This is a genomic window from Mucilaginibacter sp. L3T2-6, assembly GCF_030519355.1.
In the GTDB taxonomy this organism is placed as follows: Bacteria; Bacteroidota; Bacteroidia; order Sphingobacteriales; family Sphingobacteriaceae; genus Mucilaginibacter.
The window spans coordinates 210,179-235,381 of sequence record NZ_JAUMKC010000004.1 but is presented as its reverse complement, the minus strand read 5'-3'; the positions used below and the strand labels follow the sequence as shown (position 1 = coordinate 235,381).

Annotated in this window: 21 protein-coding genes; 12 read left to right on the top strand and 9 right to left on the bottom strand. The window is 44.2% G+C overall.

What is annotated here, in order from left to right; genetic code table 11:
* Nucleotides 1–30: 30 nt before the first annotated feature.
* The 3 genes from Q3W13_RS06945 to Q3W13_RS06935 all read right to left on the bottom strand — a co-directional run bounded on the left by Q3W13_RS06945 (nt 31) and on the right by Q3W13_RS06935 (nt 7,479).
* Nucleotides 31–3,348 carry a TonB-dependent receptor gene (locus Q3W13_RS06945; RefSeq protein ID WP_302862432.1) on the bottom strand — a complete coding sequence of 1,106 codons (3,318 nt, stop codon included), beginning with the start codon at nt 3,346–3,348 and terminating at the stop codon, nt 31–33.
* Between the two features lie 291 nt (nt 3,349–3,639).
* A complete protein-coding gene (locus Q3W13_RS06940) occupies nt 3,640–4,800 on the bottom strand; it encodes a hypothetical protein (RefSeq protein WP_302862430.1) in 1,161 nt (386 codons plus the stop codon).
* 24 nt (nt 4,801–4,824) lie between these two features.
* Nucleotides 4,825–7,479 carry a TonB-dependent receptor gene (locus Q3W13_RS06935; RefSeq protein ID WP_302862428.1) on the bottom strand — a complete coding sequence of 885 codons (2,655 nt, stop codon included), beginning with the start codon at nt 7,477–7,479 and terminating at the stop codon, nt 4,825–4,827.
* A gap of 433 nt (nt 7,480–7,912) precedes the next feature.
* On the opposite strand from Q3W13_RS06935, the gene lpdA reads away from it, so the two are divergent.
* Nucleotides 7,913–9,304, top strand: coding sequence for a dihydrolipoyl dehydrogenase (gene lpdA, locus Q3W13_RS06930; protein WP_302862426.1), 1,392 nt, complete (start codon nt 7,913–7,915; stop codon nt 9,302–9,304).
* Nucleotides 9,305–9,380: 76 nt separating this feature from the next.
* Here lpdA and Q3W13_RS06925 read toward each other — a convergent pair whose 3' ends face one another.
* Nucleotides 9,381–9,917 carry an RNA methyltransferase gene (locus Q3W13_RS06925; RefSeq protein WP_302862425.1) on the bottom strand — a complete coding sequence of 179 codons (537 nt, stop codon included), beginning with the start codon at nt 9,915–9,917 and terminating at the stop codon, nt 9,381–9,383.
* 127 nt (nt 9,918–10,044) lie between these two features.
* Entirely contained in the window at nt 10,045–11,196 is a 1,152-nt protein-coding gene (locus Q3W13_RS06920) for a galactokinase (protein WP_302862424.1), read from the bottom strand.
* Between the two features lie 139 nt (nt 11,197–11,335).
* Between Q3W13_RS06920 and Q3W13_RS06915 the strand changes: the two genes are divergently transcribed.
* From Q3W13_RS06915 to Q3W13_RS06905, 3 genes are all read left to right on the top strand, one after another.
* Nucleotides 11,336–11,629 (top strand): YciI family protein, encoded by a 294-nt coding sequence (locus Q3W13_RS06915; RefSeq protein ID WP_302862423.1) that lies wholly within the window; start codon nt 11,336–11,338, stop codon nt 11,627–11,629.
* Nucleotides 11,630–11,720: 91 nt separating this feature from the next.
* The gene (locus Q3W13_RS06910; RefSeq protein ID WP_302862421.1) at nt 11,721–11,939 is read left to right on the top strand and encodes a hypothetical protein; all 219 of its coding nucleotides are present in this window, start codon (nt 11,721–11,723) and stop codon (nt 11,937–11,939) included.
* A complete protein-coding gene (locus Q3W13_RS06905) occupies nt 11,940–12,347 on the top strand; it encodes a putative toxin-antitoxin system toxin component, PIN family (RefSeq protein ID WP_302862420.1) in 408 nt (135 codons plus the stop codon).
* 64 nt (nt 12,348–12,411) lie between these two features.
* On the opposite strand, the gene Q3W13_RS06900 is transcribed toward Q3W13_RS06905, so the two are convergent.
* On the bottom strand, nt 12,412–13,155 hold the full coding sequence (locus Q3W13_RS06900) for a hypothetical protein (RefSeq protein WP_302862419.1): 744 nt from the start codon (nt 13,153–13,155) through the stop codon (nt 12,412–12,414).
* Between the two features lie 132 nt (nt 13,156–13,287).
* The gene (locus Q3W13_RS06895) at nt 13,288–14,151 is read right to left on the bottom strand and encodes an aldo/keto reductase (protein WP_302862418.1); all 864 of its coding nucleotides are present in this window, start codon (nt 14,149–14,151) and stop codon (nt 13,288–13,290) included.
* A gap of 143 nt (nt 14,152–14,294) precedes the next feature.
* Here Q3W13_RS06895 and Q3W13_RS06890 point away from each other — a divergent pair, with 143 nt between their 5' ends.
* The 3 genes from Q3W13_RS06890 (at nt 14,295) to Q3W13_RS06880 (ending at nt 16,266) form a co-directional block, all read left to right on the top strand.
* Nucleotides 14,295–14,729 (top strand): DUF6526 family protein, encoded by a 435-nt coding sequence (locus tag Q3W13_RS06890; RefSeq protein ID WP_302862417.1) that lies wholly within the window; start codon nt 14,295–14,297, stop codon nt 14,727–14,729.
* A gap of 241 nt (nt 14,730–14,970) precedes the next feature.
* Nucleotides 14,971–15,516: a hypothetical protein gene (locus Q3W13_RS06885; protein ID WP_302862415.1), complete on the top strand. Its 546-nt coding sequence runs from the start codon at nt 14,971–14,973 to the stop codon at nt 15,514–15,516.
* Nucleotides 15,517–15,693: 177 nt separating this feature from the next.
* On the top strand, nt 15,694–16,266 hold the full coding sequence (locus Q3W13_RS06880; RefSeq protein WP_302862413.1) for a YceI family protein: 573 nt from the start codon (nt 15,694–15,696) through the stop codon (nt 16,264–16,266).
* Nucleotides 16,267–16,436: 170 nt separating this feature from the next.
* Here Q3W13_RS06880 and Q3W13_RS06875 read toward each other — a convergent pair whose 3' ends face one another.
* Nucleotides 16,437–16,907, bottom strand: a complete 471-nt coding sequence (locus tag Q3W13_RS06875) for a DUF2147 domain-containing protein (protein WP_302862411.1) — start codon at nt 16,905–16,907, stop codon at nt 16,437–16,439.
* A gap of 233 nt (nt 16,908–17,140) precedes the next feature.
* Between Q3W13_RS06875 and Q3W13_RS06870 the strand changes: the two genes are divergently transcribed.
* The 5 genes from Q3W13_RS06870 (at nt 17,141) to Q3W13_RS06850 (ending at nt 23,259) form a co-directional block, all read left to right on the top strand.
* Nucleotides 17,141–19,543, top strand: coding sequence for a glycoside hydrolase family 3 N-terminal domain-containing protein (locus Q3W13_RS06870; protein ID WP_302862410.1), 2,403 nt, complete (start codon nt 17,141–17,143; stop codon nt 19,541–19,543).
* A 544-nt stretch (nt 19,544–20,087) separates the two neighbouring features.
* Complete coding sequence (locus tag Q3W13_RS06865; protein WP_302862409.1) at nt 20,088–21,302, top strand: ROK family protein; 1,215 nt, start codon at nt 20,088–20,090, stop codon at nt 21,300–21,302.
* Nucleotides 21,303–21,462: 160 nt separating this feature from the next.
* Entirely contained in the window at nt 21,463–21,924 is a 462-nt protein-coding gene (locus tag Q3W13_RS06860) for an N-acetyltransferase (RefSeq protein WP_302862407.1), read from the top strand.
* Nucleotides 21,924–22,559 (top strand): HAD family hydrolase, encoded by a 636-nt coding sequence (locus tag Q3W13_RS06855; protein WP_302862405.1) that lies wholly within the window; start codon nt 21,924–21,926, stop codon nt 22,557–22,559. The genes Q3W13_RS06860 and Q3W13_RS06855 overlap by 1 nt, the downstream gene beginning before the upstream one ends.
* 199 nt (nt 22,560–22,758) lie before the next feature.
* The gene (locus tag Q3W13_RS06850) at nt 22,759–23,259 is read left to right on the top strand and encodes a DinB family protein (protein ID WP_302862403.1); all 501 of its coding nucleotides are present in this window, start codon (nt 22,759–22,761) and stop codon (nt 23,257–23,259) included.
* A gap of 131 nt (nt 23,260–23,390) precedes the next feature.
* On the opposite strand, the gene Q3W13_RS06845 is transcribed toward Q3W13_RS06850, so the two are convergent.
* Nucleotides 23,391–25,073: a hypothetical protein gene (locus Q3W13_RS06845; RefSeq protein WP_302862401.1), complete on the bottom strand. Its 1,683-nt coding sequence runs from the start codon at nt 25,071–25,073 to the stop codon at nt 23,391–23,393.
* Nucleotides 25,074–25,203: the final 130 nt, after the last annotated feature.

Below are 25,203 nucleotides of genomic sequence, written 5' to 3'. Positions count from 1 at the left end.
CGGGCCGAACAATATTTACCTGGTTCGTTATTAATTAAATATATAACGGAAGCCTAATTGTACCTGGTAACGTGATATCTGGCCGATTTCGTTCACGAATGAAGTTGTAACCGGCGTCAGGGTACTCCTGTTCAGGTACGGAAATGAGTAAGTTGGGCGTCCGGTAGCTGCATCCAGGCCCTGGTACTTAAGAACGGCGGTATTGCCGTTGTTAAAGCCGGTGTAAGAATCCTGGTAAAGGCCCCAGTTCTTATTCAGCAGGTTACCGAAGTTAATGATGTCGGCTGTGAACTGAAGGGTGTTTTTAGTACTGCCAACCTTAATATACAAATCTTGTGCGAAATGCAGATCAAGACGTTTAAAGTATGGTAATATTACACCGTTACGCTCAGCATACTGCCCCCTGTGCGAGCTCAGGTATTTATCCTGGTTGATGAATGCATTTAATTGCTCCCAGGTATCTTGTGCACTACGCGGGTCACCAGCAAAATCTTTAACCAATATGATATCGCTTTGGGTTCTTGGTATCCACATCAGATCGTTACCGGTCTGGCCATCGTTGTTCAAATCTTTACCTGAGTTTGCTGTTGTGGTATATGATACGGCGCCGTTATTAGCCATCTCGAAGATTAGACCCAAGGTAGTAGCTGTGGTTTTCGAATAGTGTGATTTGTAAGCCAATGACGCAATGATGCGATTGGGTTGTACAAATGAGCTGTTTGATAAATACTCGCCGTTCGGATTGCCCGAGGTAGCGCGTGAGCTCCAGATAGTGCTCGCTGTTGAACCACCGTCGTTAACGTCTTTCGAACCGCTGTGGGTATAAGCAATGTTAGCGTAGAAGCCATTTGCAAAGCTTTTTTGCAACTGTGCCGTGATGAAGTATGAATAACCCTTACTGGTATTAGTCATGTAATACAGCGAAGTGATAGACGGGTTCTGTGCTGTGGGAGTACCTTGTATATAGTTGTTAGATTTTGTATACTGAATCTGACCTTCGGGACCAGGCAAGGTGGTAAAGCTGTCAGAAAGCACCAGATTTTCGTGATAGATAGCATTTATATCCTTGCTATAAGCGCCTTCGATAGTACCGATAATACCCCAAGGTAATTTCTGGTCTACAGCTAAGTTAGTTCTCCATATCTTCGGATATTTAAGTTTAGGATCAGCAACATCAAGCTCATAAGATGTGTTGGCGGCAGCTGCACCAGGTGCAGGGCGGTTAGCGTTCGGATTAGGATTAAATATCAGGCGGGGGTCGTTAGGTGCAGATGATTTGCTAACCGTGTATGAGCCGAACAAAACACCGTTGTTTGACGCCTGGTTAGATATCCAAACAAAAGGAATACTACCTGAGAAAAGACCAGAACCGCCACGAACCTGTGTAGAACCATCACCATAAACATCCCAGTTAAAACCAACGCGTGGCGAGATCTGAACGCGGTTGTCAGGTAATACAGATGGGTTGACCTGGATGCCCTGCTGGAAGGTAATATCGGTTACATTTGGATTCGCTTGCAAAGTTGTCGGAAACGCGTCGTAGTCGGCACGTACACCATACGTTAAGCGGAAGTTATCAGTAATGTGAACTTTATCCTGGGCGTACACGCTGTATATACCTGCTTTTATTTTAGCGAAAGGGAACGAACCGTCGGGCAAAGCCGAGTTACGTGTTGCATACTGATTAGCCGGCAAGTCGTGCAGAAAGTCGTATGCAGAGTTGAATATGTAGATACCATTATAGTTAGGCGCAAAACCATTGGTATAGCTTTGTATCTGGTTGCTGGTACCGAAAGTCAATTCATGTTTACCGGCGAAGATAGTCAGATCATCAGAAAACTGCGCAATGTTTGTAGAAAGCAAGTTGCCTGCGGTAAACAGCTCAGAACCAAATGAAGTTAATGTAGCATTGGCATTGATAACGCTACCGTCATTCGCATAGCCGCCGTTGCCAATATCAACAAAAGGAATGCTTCCACCGCTACCAAGAAAGGTACGGAAGTCGCGAAGAGCAGAATAACCAACGGTAAGTTTGTTTGATATTTTGCTGCTGAAACGTGTATCTAACTCTACGATACCAATATTGAAGTTATTATTGATACGGTACCCTGCGCCGTAGAACGGAAGCGTGGTAGAACTTGCGCCGCGGCTAAAGCTATTTGTTCCTGAGTTTGAGTTACTTGGGGGGTTATCCCGATATGACTTTAAATAAAAGTATTTAGCACTTAGAGTATTGTTCTTATCGATATTCCAGTCAATTTTTGCTGTAATCTTATCGCTGCTAGTCAGAAAGTTATATCCCTGGTACGGGCCCGGGTTGTAACCGTAACCTGCCAGCTTGGCAGCTATCGCGTTCAACGTTTGTGCATCAGCCTGCGATACGTTTCCTGTACCGCCCTGACCGGGGGCCGGTGCTGCTACAAATGCAGAATAAGGATTACTTAAACGCTCCTGCTCACCGGACAAAAAGAAGAACAACTTGTTTTTGATAATCGGACCACCGATGCTAACACCATCTGTATGATAAGTAAACGGAACTTTTTTGATATTTGCTGTACCAGCGCTGTAACCGGTTAAGCCTACGCTCCTTATGTAATCATAAACAGTACCTTTAAACGTGTTTGTACCTGATTTTACTACTGTGTTGACACCTGCACCGGTAAAGTTACCCTGCCGAACGTCGTAAGGAGCGATATCAACCTGTATCTGGTCGATCGCGTCTAATGAAATCGGCTGTGAGTTGGTTTGACCGCCAAGAGTACCCGACAAACCGAAAGAGTTGTTGAACAACGCACCGTCAACCGTAATGTTGTTGAATAAACTGCTGCGGCCGCCAAAACTTAAACCGTTTGCAGACGGGGTAAGTTTTGTAAAGTCGGACAATGAACGGTTAAGGGTTGGTAATGCCTCGATTTGCTGACGGCTAATGGTTTCGCGTGCCCCGGTGCGGGATGAGTTGATTACTTTGCCCGCAGTACCTCTTACTACTACCTCGTTAAGGGCGGTGGTGTTATCTACCAGCCTGGCATCGATTTTCTGATCCTGGCCGATGGATAAGGTAAGGTCATCCTGGGCAAAATCTTTGTAACCGATAAAAGTTACCTTAAACGAGTACGGGCCCCCAACTCTTAAGTTGGTTAAGTTAAACCGGCCATCAGTACGGGTAACTGTTGAGTACACCGTGCCTGTGGGAACATGTGTAATGGTGACGGTTGCGCCCGGGATAGGGCCTTTTGCGTCGGAAACGATACCGTTAACGCTTGCAGTAGTCACACCCTGGGCTGATACATTCTTGCTGATGAAAAATGTAAAGCCGCTGAGCAAAATGAAAAGTAAAAACTTCCTCATACGTTGTTTTGAATTTTTAAAATCTGTTAATTAATCAATGCGGGGGCAAAGGTAGATGCCAGCTATATCGCAGGTATTATGGCAGTATTAAGGAATTCTGCGAAGTTTGCCTGGCCTGGACTGAACCGCATCGCTATTATTAAATATTTATAAACTTATCGTTTGTATAGTATTAACAAACATTGGGAGTGGGCGGGCAACTTCGGGTTTTAAACGGCCCATAAATACAAAGCCGCCGCGCAGTTTGTTGCGCGGCGGCTTTATTAAATCTCCGGGGGTAAATCCGGAATTTTATATCTGAACAAAGGTTGTTCCGTTATACTGGAATGTCTTTACAAGGGTAACCGTTGCACCGTTGTAAGCTTTATAAGTCATCACGAATTTTTGATTTACGGCAGCTGCAGGATATAAATGCTTCAGCAATGCGATGATTGCAGCTTGCACGTCGGCATCAGACCAAACAGACGAACCATTGCCGGTAATAGTGAAGTCGCCATATTTCCCAAGGTCTGAGCGTGAATCGGCTGTACCCGTGGTGGTTTGTGTAGCTATGTAAGTATAATCGGCCGAGGTAAGCGTGTAATTTACGGTATTGTCAGCTATCCAGGTCCCGCTGGTTAAGGCGAAAGTCAATGTAGCGGTAGTGGAAGTAGTTATCCAGTTGGTACCATTAAAGGTAAGCGGAAGCACGCGCTGTGAAGTAACTCCGGATCCAAAATATTTATAGCTTACATACTGAACATCTCCAACCTTGGCAAGCGCAGTAACGGCCGGATCCGCTTTCAGGAAAGTATTGAAATAGTTTGGAAGATTTGCAGCATCGGACGAGCTGAAATCGTTAAATGTTCCGCCTTTTCCTACTGATTGGTATTGCGCCTGCGAAATGGTGTAGATTTTAACCCAGATACCATTCAAAAACAAAAACGATTGTGTTTGTACGCTTTGCACACCACTCTCGTAATAATTAAAGGTAAGCAGTGCTAACTGGTTTGGCGATGCATCAGGATATTTATAGGGCAGCCATTTTAAAATCTGGGAAGCGCTGAAATCTGTGTACTTATTGTTCGGCAGCAGCAGGTAGTCATCATCCGTAAGGGTATATGCAACGTTAGCAAATACGGAGTCGGCCAGCTTAATGGTTACCGGAGAAAAATTATAAGTAACGTTCGCACTTGATTTATTGGCATAATTAGGGTACTTAGCTGCCAGTATAACTGGTATGCTTGCAGCCGCATCGTCCTTAGTTTTAAAGCTTAGGGTTGTTTTAGCATAGTTACTTGTGGGCAAATACGCATAATCCGAAGTGGCCAGGGTAATGCTGAAGGTTTGCGGAGTACCACTCGGCGTAGGTACGGGGCCAATGGCCTCGTACGTTTTATTCATTGGATGACAAGCGCTGAATACAAAGGCAATAGCAGCAAGCACCGATATGTTAAATAATATTTTTTTCATGTTAATATCGCTTTTAAACAATTATTAAAAGTTGATTTTCAAGGTTGTCATAACAGTTCTTGGTGATCCGTACCAAACGCCAAGGTTGTTGGTGCGTGTAGCGAAACTGTAAGCAGCCGGGCTGTTCGGGATGGCTGTTTCAAATGCATCTGCAACGTAAACAGTGTTAAATACGTTGTATACGTTGGCAATAAAAGCAGCATCAAGACCTGCAAACTTAAATCTGTAAACGATGTTCAGGTCTGCCGTGGAAAAGCTTGGCAGCTGATAGTTGCTGAATGGAACGCCTGCAGTATTTTGCTGTGAGGTGGTTAACTTCGATGGATCGAAGGAAGCAAAATAACGGCCGTAATAGTTATAGTTTGCTCCGATTTTTACCTGTGGCAATACCTGTATGTCAAGGCCTAATGCGCCTGTTGTTTGTGCGCTGGTGTTTGCGGTACCAAACTCGCCGATTTTTAAGCCTTTAAGCAACAATGCATCCTGTGTAAAGCTTTTTCCTGCATCGGTGGTAACCTGTGTAGGACCTGTGTTTGCAGTGTAGTGGAAATCGCCAACCGATAAGCTGCCGCTTAACGTAACGCCTTTTACAGGGCGGAATTTGGCGTCAAGTTCAACACCCTGGTGCAACTCGTCGATGCCTGAAATGTTAACCGTGTATAACGAGTTGTCAGTCTGGTCAATAAAAGCGGTTGTTTTTGCCCTGTCTTTGTAAGATGACCTGTAAAGGTTGATATTAGCGCTGAACATCGAGCTTCTAAAGCCATAACCCAATTCATAGCTCATCAATTTCTCGGGCTTTGCATCAGGGTTAAGGTCGTTTTTCTTGTTAAGGAAGATGTTGGCAACCAGTGGTGACCGCTGTATATAGCCGATGTTGGCAAATATATTGTTGTGGTTGTCAATGTTATAGTTTGCACCGCCCTTTGCCTGGTAACCTAAAAAGTTTACCCATTTGCTGGTACGTGCAGGGTCGGTATTTAAATAGTTAAAATAGTCTACACGCCTGTTGCTGGTATTGTTACCTGCAAGGCTCACAAATGCTGACAGATCGTTCTTCACATATTCAGCTTGTGCGTAAACGCCTTCCTGCGCAATTTCATAGCGATAATCGTTATTAAATTTACCGCCGTTGCCTATCCGGGCATTAGGATTATTGATATTACCGGCCGGGCTGGTAGCGCTGTTGCTGCGTGTGTCTATAATGTAAGCGCCACCCAGCAGATCCTGTACCTGGTAGTAATGCTCGCCTTCGTAATACCTGCCGTCGATACCTGCTATCAGGTTAATATAATCACCCAGTTTTGTTTTGTAGGTGCTCAATAATCCGTATTGCTGGTGGTTATTTGCAGTGTTCTGGAAATACCTGGTCGAGCTTCCGTCAGGATTTGTAGCATTTGCCTTAACCACAGCATTAAAATCTATAGGAGAATAAATATCGCCAGTTCTCGGAATATTAGATGGCCCATTGCCCGGGGTTAAAGTAACATTTGTTCCGGACAGGTAACGTGCCGCACCTGTGCCCCATGAACCATACAATACAGTTGACAGGGAAGAATTCTCATTAATTTTCCAGTTGTGGTTTAACGATGCCAGGGGCTTGTTATAATAGTTTTGCTCTGCGCTTAACAATTGACCGTTTAAGTAGCCATAATCAGAGTTATACCTGATACCCAGCGGATTTGCACGATAAGTATTGATGGTGTTGAAAGTATAGCGCTGACCGTGGCTTTGTGTAGCACCCATTATGTTGAATGCTAAAGTTTGGCTCGGGCTCAACACCTTCGATATATTGGCAAAATAGCTATAGCCAGTATAATACAAGCCCGGTGCGTAGCCATCGCCAGTGCTTCTTGAAAGCAGGAATGAACTTGCCCAGCCCTTGTTTGTCAAGCCGGTTGCGTATGAAAGCACTGTTTTATAAGTGTTATAAGTGCCTACCGATTGCGAAATCGTTCCGCCTTCCTGTGCTTCCGTGCTTTTGGTGGTAATGTTGATGGTACCGCCTAACGAAGGAACTGCTACTTTTGACGCTCCCAAGCCACGTTGCACCTGCATCGAGGTGGTTACGTCGGCCAGACCTGCCCAGTCGTTCCAGTAAATTTTACCGGCTTCTACGTCGTTAACAGGTAAGCCGTTGATCAGCAATGCCACGTTGTTACTGCTAAAGCCGCGAATATTAACACGGGAATCGCCATAACCGCCGCCGCCTTTTGATGTCATTACGCCTGGCGCAGCTTTTAACAGTTCAGGAAACTCGGCGCCAGCGCCTTTTTCTTCAATGTAAACTTTGCCTACAGAAGTTGCTGCGATAGGTGTCTGCCTGTCTATCGCCAGTGAAGAGTTTGCCATTACGGTAACCTCTTTTAATGAAGCCGAAACAGGGTCCATAGTGATCACACCCAAGTTATTGCCTGTTATTTCAACTTCTTTGGTTACATAGCCGATGTATGTTAAAACCAGGGTGTTGCTGCCTGCCGGTACATTAATTTTAAATGTTCCGTCCAACGCTGCAACTGTAGCCCGCTGTATGCCTTTTACCGCAATGGTAACACCAATCAGGGGTTCTTTTGACTGTGCGTCTAATAATTTACCTGTAACCTGCCTGTCGCCGCCTTGTGCGAATACGGTTGCCACAGTAAAAATGTAAATGAATAGAGAGAGTAGATATCTCCTCATACCTTTGTTTTTTAATGTAAATAATGAAATCAATTAACTGCCGCAAAGATACCGCTTACCCACATTGGTGATATTAATTTTATGTTAATATTTATAAGGCACTATTCAACCGTAACAAGAAATTTACATTAGCTTGAGAAAACTAACGAATTCGACTGGTTTTGAGAGGATGCCCGGTCTTGTTGAATTAACATTAAGTTAAGCTGAATACCGGCAGATTTAAACTGAACAACATATAAATTACGCGAACGTGATATTTTTGCATTTGCCCGCTTTTAATTAGCTTTGGCCTCGAATTTAGGGTGATTACAATATTCTGCCTGATTAACGAACATCAATGCTCCTGATTACGTTTAAAAAGCCGGAGCTTATAGAAATATCCATCAAGAACAATAAACACAAAAACACACATTAAACATATTATCATCAAAATATGAATTACGATTTAATTGTTATAGGTTCAGGGCCAGGCGGTTACGTTGCTGCCATCCGCGCTTCGCAGTTGGGTTTAAAAACAGCCATTGTTGAACGGGAATCGCTTGGCGGTATCTGCTTAAACTGGGGCTGTATCCCTACCAAAGCGCTCATCAAAAGCGCTGAAGTGTTTGAATACATTAACCATGCAGCAGAATATGGTATTACCGTAGGCGAAAGCCAGGTTGATTTTGAAGCCATGGTAAAAAGAAGCCGCGGCGTTGCCGACGGCATGAGCAAAGGCGTTCAGTTTTTAATGCGCAAAAATAAGATCGATGTGGTAATGGGTACCGGCAAGCTGAAAAGTAAAGGCGTAGTTACCGTTACCAACGCCAATGGCGAATTGCAGGACTTGACTGCAAAACATATTATCCTGGCTACAGGCGGCCGCTCGCGCGAATTGCCGAACCTTAAGCAGGATGGCGCCAAAGTTATAGGCTATCGCCAGGCGATGGTGCTGCCTAAAAAACCGGCGTCAATGATCATAGTGGGATCGGGCGCTATCGGTATCGAGTTTGCTTATGTTTATAACGCTATCGGCACTAAGGTTACCGTGGTTGAGTTCCTGGATAACATCGTTCCGCTGGAGGACGAGGAAGTATCCAAACAGCTGGCCCGTACGCTTAAAAAACAAGGTATCAATATCATGACCAGCTCAAACGTTGAGTCGGTTGACAGCAGCGGCGACATCTGCAAAGTGCAGGTTAAAACGGCGAATGGCGTTGAAACACTTGAGGCCGAGATCGTTTTATCGGCTGTAGGTATATCAACTAATATTGAAAACCTTGGGCTCGAAGAAAACGGCGTTCAAACCGACCGCGGCAAAGTAGTTGTTGACGATTATTACCGCACCAACGTTGAAGGTGTATATGCTATCGGAGATATTGTTAAAGGCCAGGCACTGGCGCACGTGGCATCGGCCGAAGGAATTATTTGTGTTGAGAAGATTGCCGGCCAAAACCCGCATCCGCTTGATTATAATAATATCCCGGGTTGTACTTACTGCTCACCTGAGGTTGCATCAGTGGGCTATACCGAAAAAGCCGCTATTGCTGCAGGTTACACTGATCTAAAGATCGGCAAGTTTCCGTTTTCGGCATCAGGTAAAGCAAGCGCTGCAGGTGCTAAAGATGGTTTTGTGAAACTGATATTCGACGGTAAATATGGCGAGTTTTTAGGTGCACACATGATCGGACACAACGTTACTGAAATGATTGCTGAATGCGTTGCCGCGCGTAAGCTGGAAGCAACCGGTCACGAAATTATAAAAACCGTACACCCGCACCCAACCATGAGCGAGGCTATTATGGAAGCCGCCGCTGCTGCGTATGGAGAGGTGATACATTTGTAGAATTAGTCAATAGACAATAGACCTTAGTCCATAGCTTTTGTTATGGACTATTTTTTTGCCGGCATTTTATTATGGACTATGGTCTATCGCCTACGGAGCGACAAAACTCCCACAACACTATTCCCGCCGATACGGTTACGTTAAAGGAATGCTTGGTCCCAAATTGGGGAATCTCTATACAAACATCAACCGTTTTCATTACTTCATCATCCACCCCGTTTACTTCGTTGCCGAAAATAAGAGCATATTTTGCGCCTTTTAACGGGGTAAAATTATTAAGCATGGTGCTGTTTTGTGCCTGCTCTATCGCTACAATAGTATAGCCCTCCTGCTTCAAAGCATCCACGGCCTGAAGGGTGTTTTCAAAATATTTCCAGTTAACGGATTGTGTTGCACCAAGGGCGGTTTTTTCAATCTCACGATGAGGCGGGCAAGCGGTTATTCCGCAAAGGCACAGCTGTTCCACTGCAAAGGCATCGCAGGTACGAAATATCGAACCGATATTGCTCATGCTCCGCACATTATCCAGTACCACGGCCACCGGGAATTTGTCCATCGCCTTAAATTCGGCGACAGTGGCGCGGTTTAGTTCTTCAAGTTTTAATTTCTTCATTTTTGAATGAGGTGAAAGGGCAAAGGTAAAAGGCGAAAAGTAATTTCGCAGCTTGCCAAGCCCAAAAAGGACAAAGCCAAACACTAAAAGCGAATTGAGTCTTTCGTAATTTACTGACTTTCGTACTTTACAACACCCCCACCCCGTTACCGATTAAGGAGCTATAAACCGATGGAGCATAGCCGATCTTTTGGGTGTAGTACTCAATGATATTGTTGCTGAATTTATCAAAGGCACTTTCTTTTACCAACGCTATAGCACATCCGCCAAAGCCTGCGCCCGTCATGCGGCCACCAACAACGTCTGCATCGGTTTTGCAATATTCGGCTATGGTGTCCAACTCGGCGCCACTCACTTCGTAAAGATCGCGCAATGAATCATGCGATGCATACATCAAACGGCCCAGTTCATCCAGGTTATTATTGCTTAAGGCAGCCGCGGCCAGTTTTACCCGGTCATTTTCCTCCACCACATGTTTTGCGCGTTTATAAACAACCGGGTCGGTTATTAAATGGCTATGCTTATTAAATGTTCCGGTATCGATATCGCAAAGGTGGCTAATCGATAATTCCTGCTGTAATGCCTTCAGCGCAGCCTGGCATTCCTCTACACGTTCATTATATTTTGACTCTGCCAGCTTGCGGGGCTTATTGGTGTTGATTATTGCCAGGATGTATTCGCCTAAATTACTGTCGACGGCCTTATAATCCAGCGTGTCGCAGTTCAGCATTAATGCTTTATTTTTCTCCCCGAAGGCAACGGCAAACTGATCCATTATGCCGCAGCTTACACCAATGAAATTATTTTCAACCGACTTAGCCAGTTTCACCAGGTCAAGTTTTGAATATCCTGCGTTCAGCATATCATTCAAGGCAAAAGCAGTAACTACTTCTATTGACGCCGACGACGATAATCCCGAACTGATAGGTATATCGCCATAAAAAAGCATGTCCATACCCAGAACCGGGTGGCCATCTTTTAAAAAGTATTCAATAACCCCAAGCGGATAGTTAAACCAGTATTCTTCGGTTTTGGTATATTCTTCCTGCACAGGAATATCCAGCTTGTCATCAAAGTTCAGGCTACGAAACCTGAAGATACCATCGCTGTTTGGCGAGGCCAGTAAATAAGTGCCGAAAGTGATAGCGCATGGCATAACCAGGCCGCCGTTATAATCAATATGTTCGCCGATAAGGTTTACACGACCAGGCGAGAAGTAAGTATTTTCGGGGTTTTTATTAAATAACTTATTAAACTCCTGCGTAAGAAATTCCTTCATTTAGTAATTGGTTGGAATTACAAATATTATAAAAAATGTAAAAATTACAGTTATTAAAATTTATTTTATTAGGATAGCTCGCAAGTTTGCGAAATTAAACACCTTAGCGAATTATTATTTACCCAAAACATCAAGATAAATGAAACAATACCTGATAACCGGTTACGACTTTACAGACGAAGGCGCCCTGCAACGCCGGATGAATGTGCGCCCGCACCATATTGATAACGGCGCTGAATATAAGAAAAGCGGCAATTACCTTTTCGGGGGTGCGATATTAAACGATGAAGGCAACATGATTGGCTCGGTAATGGTGATGCAATTTGAAACCGAAGAAGAACTTGAAGCCTGGAAGCAGGGCGAACCCTATATTACGCAAGGCATTTGGGAATCAGTTGATGTGAAACCGTTTAAGGTGGCAAATGTGGGATAGGTTGAGTTGAATGACTATCTATGGTTGTAAGTCAGGCTGGTTTGTTAATTGACCTTTATTAAGTAAATTTGTTGTAGCTTAGTTTAATATCATGGCAACTATTCATAAAGCCCATACCGAACTCAATCCTATCCAGGTTAGTTTACTACGACTCTTCAACAGGCCGATGACCGAAGAGGAGACCTTAAACCTAAAAAAGGCCATGGTTGCACATTACTCCGGGCTGTTAGCGGAAGAGGTTAATAGAGTAGTGGCGGATAAGGGTTACACGCAAAAAGATTTTGATGAAATGCTAAAGGGTGACGACTAAATGATTGTTGTTGTTGATACCAACTGCCTTTTAGCGTCCATTCCGCCACAAAGCCGGCACTACTGGCTGTACCAGGCTTTTGAAAGAGGGCTTTTTGAATGGTTAATCAGCAACGAAATCATGTCCGAATATGAAGAAAAAATAACCAGCAGATATTCTGACGTTACGGCTAACCTCGTTTTATCGATCTTAAGCGCCGCTCATAACGTAATTTTTGCTGAACCCTATTTCAAATGGAACATCATTGGGCAAGATGCTGACGATAATAAATTTACAGATTTAGCCATAGCGGGTAATGCGGATTATATTGTAACTAACGATAAACACTTCGACATAGCAAAGACGCTTGACTTTCCGAAACTCAATATTGTTACTTTAGATGAGTTTAAAAAAATAGTTCTCACATAAACCAGCTTAAAATCAAGAAGCTTATGAAGTTTGAAATTTCATAGGCTTCTTGATTCAGCGAATATTATGCTTTGGTCTTCTCTCCTGTCTCCAGGTTCACGATATAAATTGCACCGTTTACAGTAAGCTTAGCGGTACCATCTCCGTTAAACACGATGCTGCCGGAAAAGGCAAAATCCCCTTTTTTCGGCACGTTGCCTGTAATGGTAAATGTTGCTGCCCCGCTAACGATTTTATGGCCCAATTTAGTTACCACCAGCGATTGTACATTGATATTCGTATGGCTGCTGCCGGTATTGGTGGTATCAACCTTTGATTTAAAGGAACCATCGCGTTTGTACTCGCCTGCAACGCTGAAATTTGCCACATCGCCGGCAAGTCCGCCTACAGTAAATGACGAGCTACCGGAGTTGGTTGATGAAATACGCGGACCATCATATGAACCGCTATAGGCCAGATTTGATGACAGGTTATCGGGCACATTGTTTGAATTACAGTTTAAAGTATAGCTATATTTCAATTTATAGTTATAGCTAACCTGGTCACCGCTGTGGCTGCGGGAAACGCTGTCTGTCCTGGTAGATCCGCAGGCCATGTGCAGATTTACAAAGGCTTGCGCACTTACAGTAACGTCGCCCGAGACCCCGGCGACACCGTTAAAATTTGATGACATGGAAGCCGCCACCATATCGGCTGCTTCATCATTCGAAACATTTCCTTTTATTTTTATGGAAGAGCCGTCGTTTTTTTTACATGATACCGCCGCCGTAAGCAACAGTATCAAAGCGTAGAATTTTACATTTTTCATGGTTATTTATTTTAAGGGTAAAACATTCCTTAAACAGGTAATTGATGCAAAAGTTTCACCTCAGTTAAAATAATAAACCCTGTCAATAAATAATCCATTACTGACAGGGTTAAAAAAGAGTATTCGCCGTATTTACTGCGGGTTAATGCTGTTCAATATTTTGATATCCGCCTCATCAAGTTCAAGCGATGCGGCGCCCATATTTTCTTCCAGGTGCTGCACACTTGAAGTACCCGGGATAAGCAATATATTGTCCGAGTGATTAAGCAGCCAGCTCAGTGCAACCTGGTGTACTGAAGCTTTGTGCTTTTCGGCAATTTGTTTCAGCTTGTCCTGGCTTGCAACGTTGCCTGCGTTAAGCGGGAACCATGGAATAAAGGCAATTTGATGTGCCCTGCAATATTGAAGCACCCTCTCCCATTTACGGTTATCAACGCTGTACATGTTTTGTACAGAAACCACCTCAAAGTACTCCTGCGCTTTTTTTATGACATCTATATCAACTTCGGATAAACCTATATGCTTAATTAAGCCTTCCTGCTGTGCACCTTGCAAAAATTTAAAGCTTTCCTCCGCCGGAACAACCGGATCAATCCTATGCAGCTGATATAGCTGAATCTGATCTTGTTTCAGGCGTTTCAGGCTGCCCTCCAGGGCTTTCTTCAGGTGGTCCGGTTTAGCATTAATGGGCCATTGGTCGGGGCCGGTGCGTGTCAATCCCCCTTTGGTGGCAATTACCAGGCCTTCCGGATATGGATACAGAGCTTTAGCTATTAATTCTTCCGAGATGTAAGGGCCATAGCTGTCGGCGGTGTCGATAAAGTTTACGCCCAGCTCAACTGCACGCTGCAACACCCTTATAGCTTCGGCTTCATCTTTAGGCGGTCCCCATATGCCCTTTCCGGTAATGCGCATAGCGCCATAACCCAGCCGGTTAACAGCTAAATCTCCGCCTATCTTAAATGTTTTTTCTGATATCGTTGCTTCGTTATTCATATCAAATTGGGTTTTGATGAAAATTTGATGAAAAATATTAACGCAAGGTCGGCTAAATTGTTCTGTAAGCGAACATCGGAAAGTCATTTTTAAATCCACTCAGTAACTTAAATAACGTAACTTGGCGCAAAAATAGAACCTCCATGTTACAGCAAAACAACGCTCATCACGCACGTTACGTCAAAGGATACCATCTTGTTTTATCTTCATTATTGTTTGTTGGCTTTATCGCGTCGTTAGTTAACATTTATCTGCAGATATCGGAGCATAATGAAGTTTTGATATCTATATTAATAACGATACTTTTTATAAGCGCCATGCTGGCTTTCTATTACTTACGCCAATTTCCTTTACGTGCCCAGGACAGGGTTATCCGCGCCGAGGAGAACTTTCGTCATTATTTGTTAACCCATAAGCCACTGGATAGCAGGATAACCATGGCACAGGTTATTGCCCTGCGGTTTGCTCCTGATGCAGAGTTTATAGTACTTGCTGACCGTGCCGCCAAAGAAAACCTCTCCCCGGCAGAGATCAAGAAGGAAATTAAAGAATGGCGTGCAGACCTTCACCGGATGTAAGGAAAGTTGGATTGCACAGCCGACTTTTTCTGCCAGCTGATTAATAGCACATGAAATATTTTTTATTACAAATTAAAAATCACGAGTAATAGCAAATATTTTATTAACATTACGCCTTAATTACATTATCAACTTATTCCTTTAATCAATTAGACCAATGAGACAATTTTTACTTGTTTTGATTTTTGCTGCATTATCAAATCTGGCTTTTTGCCAAAAACAGATTTATGAAGCGCCAAATATGAAGACCGCTATTAAGACAGAAAAAATGGTAGCTATTCTGCCTTTAACGGTTTCTATTTCTTACAAAAAATTCCCTAAAAACTACAATGCCGCCGACAATGCTGTTCAGGAAAAGGAAGAAGGCATTAAAATGCAACAGGGCATGTTCACCTATCTGCTGCGAAAAGCTAATAATTACACGGTTACATTCCAGGATGTTGAAAGAACGAACATCTTACTAAAACAAGCAGGCGTAGCTGATAAACTTGAAACCATTACACCTGACTCATTAAGCAAAATTCTAAAGGTCGATGCGGTGATAAAAGCCAGTTATGCATATGAGAAGACCGGTAGTGAGGCCGCCGCTATTGCAAAAACGCTGGTGTTTGGGTTTGGAGGCAGCACTGCATCGGGCGCACTTACTATGCAAATATATAGTGGTACCGATGGCATATTGCTTTGGCGCTTTTACAAGGAAATGAATGAAGGTGTATTCAGCAGCGCAAATGAACTGATGGAAAGGATGATGAAAAAAGTTGCCCGAAACTTCCCGTACGAAAAATAATTTCTATAGAAATTACCGATAAAGACCCTAAATGTGATATAAATAATCAAAATTTTTTCCTATCTCATTTGATTGTCACAATACACGTTTAAACACTTATTTATAAAAATAGATGTTTAAACATATATTATCTTTGTAGCGATTTAAAAAATCACAATAAAGAATAGAAAGACAATCATGAAAAAATTATTTGTATTAGCTGCAGCCGCTTTATTAAATACAGCTGCATTTGCGCAAAGCGCCTGGAATGTTGACAGGGCTCACTCAAAATTAACTTTTACCGCCACTCACCTGCTGGTGTCGGACGTTGACGGCGAGTTCAAAGACTTCTCTGCCAATATAGTGGCTTCAAAACCCGACTTCAGCGATGCTAAATTTAATTTAACTGCAAACACTGCCTCTGTAAACACAGGCGTAGATCAGCGTGATGGTCACCTGAAATCAGCTGACTTTTTTGATGTAGCTAATTTTCCGGCCTTGACCTTTACTACAACCGGCATTTCAAAAGCCGGTGAAAACCGCTATAAATTAAAAGGCAACTTAACTATCCACGGTGTTACCAAACCAGTGGTATTCGATTTGTGGTACCGCGGTACAATTACCAGCCCGCAAGGCAAACCCGATGCTGGTTTCCAGGTAACCGGCACTATCAAACGTTCCGATTTCAATTTCGGCAGCAAGTTCGGTAACGCTATCATTAGCGACGAAATAGCCGTAAAAGCTAATGGTGAATTCGGGAAAGCCGAATAATTATTGGTTGATGATGTTGATCAGGTGGGTGGTTGATGATGTTGTGTTTGACGCCTGACTTACTTACTACCATTATAAAATGGAGCAGTGCTGCACAAGGCGGCACTGCTTTTTTTAGGTACCTGTAGCGTTGATCCTAAGTCAGGCCGGGATTGTTTATGGTGTTCATTTTATTTCACCCGGAAAAAAGTCATCGTCTTCCCGATAAATTTGAAGTGCCAGTAGCCGCGCACATGCATCAGTCCTTTTTTATCGATATACGCCGATGCGTTCCATTCCCTCCCATGGCGCGAATCGTAAACCATCCCATTTTCCCATGTGTTGGTTTTAGGGTGATATTCAAGTTTCCTTAAAATCTGCATGCCTAATATCTTCCGGCTCCGCAACGCGGGGTTGGGGTTATGCCGGTCGGTCCAGTAGTCAAGGGGCTTACCCTCAGTATCGGCGTACCATAAAATCTTTGCCTTAAATTCATTGTGCTCTACATAAACCCGGATAATCAGGCTTTTTTCGGTGTTCTCCCATTTGCCGCAGATACGCTCTGCGGGCTTGACAGTTTGCGCGGTGGATGATACAGTTGAACAAAAAATGACGACAATAAAAGAGAAAAAGTGCCTGGCTGACGGAAATATTTGCTGCATGCTTTTGAAAAACAATAGTAGTGCCAATAAAACGGGTAAATTCTTATGCGTTGTACCAAATACCCGGATGGCATAGCTAATATTAAAACAAGCAATAAACCGCAGCTGTGCAACTTTACTATGGCTACTACATCGTTATCGTAGATTTAACCTGGTTTTGCCGCCTTTTTAGGCCATTGCAGGCTACTGTTCTCCACTGCAACCTATATATTTGGCTCAACCAATTACCGAAAATGAAAAAACTGCCACTGCTGCTGCCACTGCTGCTCTTAACCACTATGCATTCCAATGCCCAGGAAAAGAACATTTACCATAAAGGCTGGATCGATTTCAATAAGAATGGAAAGATGGATGTTTTTGAGGATCCTTCACAAACCATCGAAAAGCGTATAGACGATTTGTTGAGCCAGATGACAGCGGACGAGAAAACCTGCCAGCTGGCAACCCTATACGGCTATAAACGGGTTTTGAAGGAGGAAATGCCCGCTCCATCGTGGAAGAATGAGGTTTGGAAAGATGGGATCGCTAATATTGATGAGGAACTCAATAGCCTTGCCTCAAAAACAGATGCCGCTCAATCGCAATATTCCTACCCTTACAGCAAACATGCATCGGCTATAAATACTATACAGAAATGGTTTGTGGAAGAAACCCGCATGGGCATCCCGGTTGATTTTACCAATGAAGGCATACATGGACTAAACCATGACCGGGCTACCTCGCTGCCCGCCCCAATCGGTATCGGCAGTACATGGGATAAGCAACTGGTTCGGCGTGCAGGGCAAACTGTAGGCATGGAAGCAAGGGCCTTAGGCTATACCAATGTTTATGCACCAATCCTGGACGTATCGCGCGACCAGCGCTGGGGCCGCGTAGTGGAAACTTATGGCGAAGACCCATTCCTGATTGCCGAGCTGGGCAAGCAAATGACGCTGGGCATACAGGAAGAGGGCGCAGCATCAACCGTAAAGCACTTTGCAGTTTACAGCGTGCCCAAAGGCGGCCGCGATGGCGCAGCACGTACCGATCCGCATGTAGCGCCAAGGGAAATGTACCAGCTCTATCTTTATCCTTTCCGCAGGGTAATACAGGAAGCACATCCGCTTGGCATAATGAGCAGCTACAACGACTGGAATGGCGAGCCAATTACCGGCAGCTATTATTTTTTAACAGAGCTGCTGCGGCAAAAATTTGGCTTTAATGGCTATGTAGTGAGCGACAGCGAGGCGGTTGAATACCTGTACAGCAAACATCATGTGGCAGCTACGCCCGAAGAAGCCGTGCGGCAGGCTTTCGAGGCCGGGTTAAACGTGCGCACCAATTTCAGCATGCCGCAAACTTATATAATGCCTTTACGCCATCTGCTGAGCGAGGGTAAGATATCGATGAAAACACTTGATTCACGTGTTGCCGATGTATTGAGGGTAAAATTTAAGCTGGGGTTATTTGATAATCCATACGTAAAAGACCCTAAAGCCGCGGATAAAATTGTACACAGTGAAGCATCACAGCAAATGGGCTTGCAGATGAACCGTGAATCGATGGTGCTGCTGAAAAATGAGAATAACCTGTTGCCGCTGGATAAATCTAAAATTAAAAACATATTGGTGACCGGACCGCTGGCCGCGGATAAAAGCTATGCCATCAGCAGGTACGGACCATCGCACCATCCCGTTACCACCGTTCTTGATGGCATCAAAAACTACGTTGGCAGCGGCGCTAATGTAACGTACGCCAAAGGCTGCGACATTATTGACCCCACCTGGCCGGAGAGCGAAATAATTGAAACGCCGCTTAGTGCAAAGGAACAGGCATCCATTGATTCGGCTGTGGCAGCGGCAAAAAATGCGGATGTAATTATAGCCGCCGTGGGCGAAGATGCAGAACGCGTGGGCGAGAGCCTTTCGCGCACCGGGCTCAATCTGCCTGGCAGGCAATTGAAGCTGATACAGGCTTTGCAGGCTACCGGCAAACCCGTGGTAATGGTAATGATAAACGGACAGCCGCTTACGGTAAACTGGGAAAACAAATATGTGCCGGCTATTTTGGAGGCATGGTTTCCGGGCCCGGAGAGCGGGCGGGTAATTGCCGAGACCTTGTTTGGCGATAACAACCCCGGTGGCAAGCTATCTATCACCTTCCCGAAAACTACGGGGCAGCTGGAATTTAATTTTCCTTTCAAACCGGCATCGCAAGCAGGCCAGGGCGGTAAAAACAGCTGGGGCAAAACCAGTGTGAATGGCGCCTTATATCCTTTTGGTTACGGCTTAAGCTACACTACTTTTGCTTATGATAACCTAAAGGTATCGCCCGAAAAAGAAAACCAGCAGGGCGATATTACAGTCGCGGTTGACGTAAGCAATACCGGGAAACGCAAAGGCGACGATGTAGTACAGCTTTATCTGAAACAGGAAGTTAGCAGTGTTACTGTTTACGAATATGACCTGCGCGGCTTTGAGCGCATCACGCTAAATCCCGGCGAAAAGAAAACCGTAACCTTCACCCTGCACCCCGACGACCTGGCCATCCTCGACAAAAACAATAACTGGACCGTTGAGCCCGGTAAATTTATGGTGATGATCGGGCAATCCTCAGAAGATATTAAGCTTAAAAAGGAGTTTGAGGTAGTTAAATAAAGTAAAAGGTTTTATTGTCTTTCACTTAACGATGCAGGGACGCAAGGCCCGTGTCCCTGCAAATTTTTGAATGGAAAATCGGGATTACTATTGGGTATTATTCCCCAAATTTTGTATATTTGAATTCTTCCGGTTTCCAGGAAGAAAATCCTTAATATTTCTCCGGCTGATTTATTTGCATTATTGAGGCCCTCATAAAGGTAAATTCACTAATTTACTAATACAGAGGAATTTATGACGAATATATGCAACGACCAAAACGCCTTATGCCCGTTTTTTAGCTTTTTTTGCAGATGGGCAAAACCGGTTATACCCATTCCAGGGGCTATTTTAGTTACGGGCAAAACGCATTTTGCCTGTTTTCGGGGTGTTTTTTGCTACGGGCTAAAAGCGTTTTGCCCATCTGCAGCGATGCTTTAGGAAAGGTTTTTTCCGCCAATGCCGGTTTTCCCCTTGCATGTTTCTACCTTTTTCTTATTTTTAGAAAATGAAAAAAAACTGCTTTCCCTGCAGTAGTATGAGCCACAACAAGCCTGTTTATTGAATGGAACTTAAAACGAAAACCGTGAAAGGCATGCAGCTTAAGCACATGATAACCAAGTGTCTTTATTTTGACAGGGCGATGTCATGTGCGGAATTGAGCGAGCTGTTCGATAAAAGCATCCCTTCCATAGCTAAGGCGCTGAATGAGCTGATTGAAAAAGGCTTTGTAGTTGAGGAGGGCTATGCCCCTTCGAGCGGCGGACGCCGCCCGCTGATGTATGCCATCAATGCAGATGCCATGTACATCCTGGCTATCGCAATGGACCAGATGAATACCCGGATCCAGTTGGTGGACCTGCGTAACCAGCCGGTGGCCGATATGATGATGTTTGAGTTGAAGCTGGCCGGTAATGATAATGCACTGCACACATTGGTACAGCACATCAATAAATATCTTGATAATTGCGGAGTGCTGAAAGAAAAGATTACAGGCATTGGTATAGGTATGCCGGGCTTTATCGACCCGATAAAAGGCATTAACTACACCTACCTGAAATCGGGAGAGCGCAGCCTCTCGCAATACATTACTGATGAAACCGGGCTGCCCGCCTATATCGACAATGATTCAAGCCTGATTGCGCTGGCCGAACAAAAATTTGGCATCGCGAAGTTGCAGAATGAGGTAATGGTGATTAACCTGAGCTGGGGCATCGGTTTAGGCATGATAGTTAACGGCGAACTGTTCAGAGGACGCAACGGGTTTGCGGGTGAATTTAGCCATATCCCCTTACTGGAGGACGGAGCCCTTTGCGAGTGCGGCAAACGCGGGTGCCTGGAGGCAGAAGCCTCGATGCTGGTGGTGGCAAAAAAGGCTATTGAAGGCATTAAACAAGGGCGTATTACCAGCCTGAAAATTACAGGCGAAGCCCAAAGTAAGCAAATGAGCGAGGCGATTATGACTGCCGCCAATAACGGCGACCAGTTCGCCATCGAATTGTTTTCAGACTCAGGTTATAAAATCGGCAAAGCGCTTGCCATATTGATTCACATCATGAACCCGGAAGCCATAGTGCTGAGCGGTCGTGGGGCAAAAGTCGGCAAAATACTAATGGCGCCCATACAGCAGGCGCTGCATAAATATTGTATTCCACGGCTTTCCGGCGGCACCGAGCTGCTGATATCTGAATTGGGTTTTGATGCCGAGCTTATCGGCGCAGCTATACTGGTGATGGAAAATTTCGATAAAGAGGTGATGAACCAGGTGGTGAGCATTTAAACATACTTAACACCAGCGGCTGTTATTCCGCCTATTAAAACAAACCGGTGAAAGCGGCCTGCTGTTTCTGAGGGATTAGATTGTTTGAAGGACAATTCATGCGACGAGGTTGCTTCGCTCGCAATAACAGATTTTTAATACCTGATTTTTAATATTTACCATGAACATACGAAGACTCGGCCCCAACGAAGCCGGAATTATTGCATACCTGTTCGATGCATACCGCCAATTTTATAAACAACCATCAAACCTGGCGCTTGCTGAAAGCTATATAAAAGCACGGCTTGAAAACAATGAGTCGGTAATTTTTATGGCGACGGCAGAAAAGGATGGAAAGGACGTTCCTGCCGGATTTACGCAATTATACTTGCGGCTATCGTCGGTAAGGGCATCAAGAAACTGGTTACTAAACGATTTATATGTAGACGCCGGTTTCCGCAGGAAAGGCATAGGCGAAGGGCTGATTAAAGCAGCAGTCGATTTTGCCAAATCAGAAAACGCTACTTTTGTGGTACTTGAAACCGCAAAGGATAATTATACCGCACAAAGTCTTTACGAGGCAATGGGGTTCATCAAACAGGAGCCAACCAGCGATTTCTTTAGCTACAAAATCGACCTGTAATGATAGAAAAACCCGACAGTCTTATTTTTGATATGGACGGTACCCTTTGGGACGCCGTTGACACATACGCCGAATCGTGGAATATAATTTTCAGAGAGTTGAATATTGACATTGCCGTCACCCGTGATGCACTGGCCAAAATGGTAGGTATGGAAGGCAGGAAGGTTATCAGCATCATTATGCCGGACTTTGATGAGGAAAGACGCCTGGAAATTTACGCTATGGTAAATGAGCGCCGGCAGCAAATACTGCCGCAAATGGGCGGCCTTTTGTATGATGGTGTACGCGAAGGCCTGCACCAGCTTGCCCAAAAATACGACTTGTTTATACTGAGTAACTGTGCGAAAGGCATTATCCGCCTTTTTATAGATTGGGCCGGTATTGACGAGCACATAAAGGATGAGCTTGCCCATGGCGTAAACTTTATGCCTAAAAACCACAATATTAAACTACTTGCAGAAAAGCATGGCCTTAAAAACCCTGTTTATATAGGCGATACCGCCGGTGATGGCGCTGAAAGCCGCAAAGCCGGTGTCCCATTTGTATTTGTAAGTTACGGCTTTGGTGATACAGACGATTACGATTTAAAGTTTGACGATTTTAAGTCGCTGACGGAATATTTTATGGGACTATAAAGGTTTATAAACTATAGGGGCGTATCGCATGCGCCCCCGCCGATTTACAACCGGCTTTTGCCTGCATGTCTTTCAGGGCGTATGCGATACGCCCCTGCAACTTTTTTTCTCTTCTAAAAACCTGCTGACATAGGGCTGTCATTTGCTTGTGTTCTATTTGTATCAACAAACAGAAACACAATAAGAAAAATTTAAAGCTATGGAAATCATCCCAATGTTATTAAAGGAAATGGCGGAAGAAGCAAAAACCACCCGAAAAATGCTTGAGCGTGTCCCAACTGATAAATTCGACTGGAGGCCGCATCCAAAAAGCATGAATATCCGCAGTTTGGCCACTCATATAGCGGAGCTCCCATCATGGGTAAGCATGGTAGTAGATACCTACGAACTGGACTTTGCAGCCGCGCCGTATACGCCTACAGAAATTAATGATACAAGTGACTTACTGGAATTGCTGGAAAAATCGCTGGCTGAAGGAAAGGCAGCTTTGGAAAAAACCAACGAGGAGGAATTACTGAAAACCTGGGTATTACGCAACGGTGAGCAAATCTACAGCGAATCAAAAAAAGTTGAAGTAATTCGCATGGCGTATTGCCAGATCGTGCATCACCGCGCACAACTGGGCGTATTTTTGCGCCTGCTGGATATTCCTATCCCGGGTAGCTATGGCCCCAGCGCAGATGAGAATAGCTTCAACTGAGTGAGCCGGATCAAACGTATGAAGTCTTCGGGACTTCGTACGTTTTTTTTGCAGGCAGCACAAAAAAAGCCCGAAAGCAAAAAACTTCCGGGCATGCTGTCTAAAATCGAATATAGCGTTCTAAAATATTTTTATAGAACGTACTTTCGCTTTAGTTCCTCGCTTACAATGTAGGCATCTTCTACAACTGTTTCCGGGTAGCCGATAGTTTCGAGAATAGCAATACCATTCTTGTTCTTTAATACGCCTGTCTTCATCTTATAATCGAATACGAGGCGGGTATCATTAACTGTCTCTTCGAACGAGTAAACAGCATAATCATTGTCGAGCAATTCGGCAAGCTCAAGGTCGTGCGTCGATACGAACACAAAATTTTTATTTTCTGTAAGGTAAGTAAGTACGGATTTAGCAGCCGCAATACGCTCAATGGTATTTGTACCGCGGAAAATTTCATCAATAATGATCAGGCTCTTAACAGATTGGTCGCCTCCGCTTTGGTTGATAATATCCAGTATTGACAGTGCCTCGGCCTGGAAATAGCTCTTATGCTCGCCCAGGTCATCGGTAGTGCGTATACTGGTTTGTATGCGCAAAAGCGGTGCTTTATAGCTGGCTGTACAGGTTGTATATAAGGTTTGCGCCAGCAGCGTATTTATGGCTATAGAGCGGATAAAAGTAGTTTTACCCGACATATTCGAGCCTGTTATCAGCACACCCTCATCAGTACGGGTGTGGATAGAGTTTGGCACGCAGTTATAGATGAGCGGATGGTACATTTCATCCAATTCCATCTTCATATTTTCGGTATAGAAAACCGGCTTGCTGTAATGTGGCAGCCCTACCCTAACGGACTGAATGGCTATCAGCATATCTATTTCGGCCACATATTTATATAATACTTCGATATCCTTACGGTATTTATTGATGCGCTTAACCGACGATATAAACATCAGCGGCTCCAGCAGGAAAAGCATTTTTATAAATTTATAAACTGCAAAGCTGAAATTATCCGGGTTGCCTGCTATTTTGCTTTCAAAGTTAACCATACGTAAAGTGCGGTTAAGGCCGGCAAGCTGGTTAAGGCTGATCCTAAGCTGCTCATCGTTTTCGAGGGTAAGCTTCTTCGACAGGCGTTTAGCCACACTATGCAGTATGATCAGTTGTGGCAACGAACGGGTGTACGACGATATTTTTGTACGGGTTCCGTAATGCAGGGCAATATTGCCGATTATCAGGGCTACCAGCACCATAAAGCTTACCAGCGTCGGCACGACGAACATCGAAATAATCAGGCCTATAATAGCGATCCATGAGATGCGAATATATATGCTCATCAATGGCACCAGCAAAAACTCATGCTCCTTTAAAAACAATTCGGCCAGGAAGTAGGCATCGGGGCTGTTGAGGCGGGCCAGTTCAAGCTCTATACGTTCCTGGTCGGGCCGCGGCATGTTAAGAGCATCTATTTTTTTATCGAATTTAAGCAGCGATTCGAAGCTGGTCTCTGGTGTAAACAGCCTTTTGTATAGGTATTGTTTACCCGGCTTAGAGTTGGTTCGATCGATATAATTGAACAGGTTATTCAGGTCCAGGTCTTCAGCAATAGTCCCCGAGAGTTTGTCGGGACCTTCATAACCATTAAGGTAGGCGGCTATTAATTTAAAGTTACGGCGGGCATTTACCGGCCTTCCCCATTTGTTCTGAATTCTTTCTAAATTTCTGCGTGTTGTGTTAAGCTTGTCAAAATAATTATAAATGTAAAAACCGATAAGGATAGCAGCTAATACAACGGCGGTAAATAACCAGTAAAACATACAATAAAAATGACGGGTGTATTAAAATAAACTCCTAATAATCAGCAACGTAAATCTATCAAACCTTTAAGATAACCAATAGTTAATTATACAAATAAAGTGTTATAGTTACTATGCAAATTGTGGCGGT

Bases quoted from the DNA above. Each gene is read 5' to 3' on its own strand.
- Q3W13_RS06945 (WP_302862432.1), bottom strand. From the start codon at position 3,348: ATGAGGAAGTTTTTACTTTTCATTTTGCTCAGCGGCTTTACATTTTTC.
- Q3W13_RS06940 (WP_302862430.1), bottom strand. From the start codon at position 4,800: ATGAAAAAAATATTATTTAACATATCGGTGCTTGCTGCTATTGCCTTT.
- Q3W13_RS06935 (WP_302862428.1), bottom strand. From the start codon at position 7,479: ATGAGGAGATATCTACTCTCTCTATTCATTTACATTTTTACTGTGGCA.
- lpdA (WP_302862426.1), top strand. From the start codon at position 7,913: ATGAATTACGATTTAATTGTTATAGGTTCAGGGCCAGGCGGTTACGTT.
- Q3W13_RS06925 (WP_302862425.1), bottom strand. From the start codon at position 9,917: ATGAAGAAATTAAAACTTGAAGAACTAAACCGCGCCACTGTCGCCGAA.
- Q3W13_RS06920 (WP_302862424.1), bottom strand. From the start codon at position 11,196: ATGAAGGAATTTCTTACGCAGGAGTTTAATAAGTTATTTAATAAAAAC.
- Q3W13_RS06915 (WP_302862423.1), top strand. From the start codon at position 11,336: ATGAAACAATACCTGATAACCGGTTACGACTTTACAGACGAAGGCGCC.
- Q3W13_RS06910 (WP_302862421.1), top strand. From the start codon at position 11,721: ATGGCAACTATTCATAAAGCCCATACCGAACTCAATCCTATCCAGGTT.
- Q3W13_RS06905 (WP_302862420.1), top strand. From the start codon at position 11,940: ATGATTGTTGTTGTTGATACCAACTGCCTTTTAGCGTCCATTCCGCCA.
- Q3W13_RS06900 (WP_302862419.1), bottom strand. From the start codon at position 13,155: ATGAAAAATGTAAAATTCTACGCTTTGATACTGTTGCTTACGGCGGCG.
- Q3W13_RS06895 (WP_302862418.1), bottom strand. From the start codon at position 14,151: ATGAATAACGAAGCAACGATATCAGAAAAAACATTTAAGATAGGCGGA.
- Q3W13_RS06890 (WP_302862417.1), top strand. From the start codon at position 14,295: ATGTTACAGCAAAACAACGCTCATCACGCACGTTACGTCAAAGGATAC.
- Q3W13_RS06885 (WP_302862415.1), top strand. From the start codon at position 14,971: ATGAAGACCGCTATTAAGACAGAAAAAATGGTAGCTATTCTGCCTTTA.
- Q3W13_RS06880 (WP_302862413.1), top strand. From the start codon at position 15,694: ATGAAAAAATTATTTGTATTAGCTGCAGCCGCTTTATTAAATACAGCT.
- Q3W13_RS06875 (WP_302862411.1), bottom strand. From the start codon at position 16,907: ATGCAGCAAATATTTCCGTCAGCCAGGCACTTTTTCTCTTTTATTGTC.
- Q3W13_RS06870 (WP_302862410.1), top strand. From the start codon at position 17,141: ATGAAAAAACTGCCACTGCTGCTGCCACTGCTGCTCTTAACCACTATG.
- Q3W13_RS06865 (WP_302862409.1), top strand. From the start codon at position 20,088: ATGGAACTTAAAACGAAAACCGTGAAAGGCATGCAGCTTAAGCACATG.
- Q3W13_RS06860 (WP_302862407.1), top strand. From the start codon at position 21,463: ATGAACATACGAAGACTCGGCCCCAACGAAGCCGGAATTATTGCATAC.
- Q3W13_RS06855 (WP_302862405.1), top strand. From the start codon at position 21,924: ATGATAGAAAAACCCGACAGTCTTATTTTTGATATGGACGGTACCCTT.
- Q3W13_RS06850 (WP_302862403.1), top strand. From the start codon at position 22,759: ATGGAAATCATCCCAATGTTATTAAAGGAAATGGCGGAAGAAGCAAAA.
- Q3W13_RS06845 (WP_302862401.1), bottom strand. From the start codon at position 25,073: ATGTTTTACTGGTTATTTACCGCCGTTGTATTAGCTGCTATCCTTATC.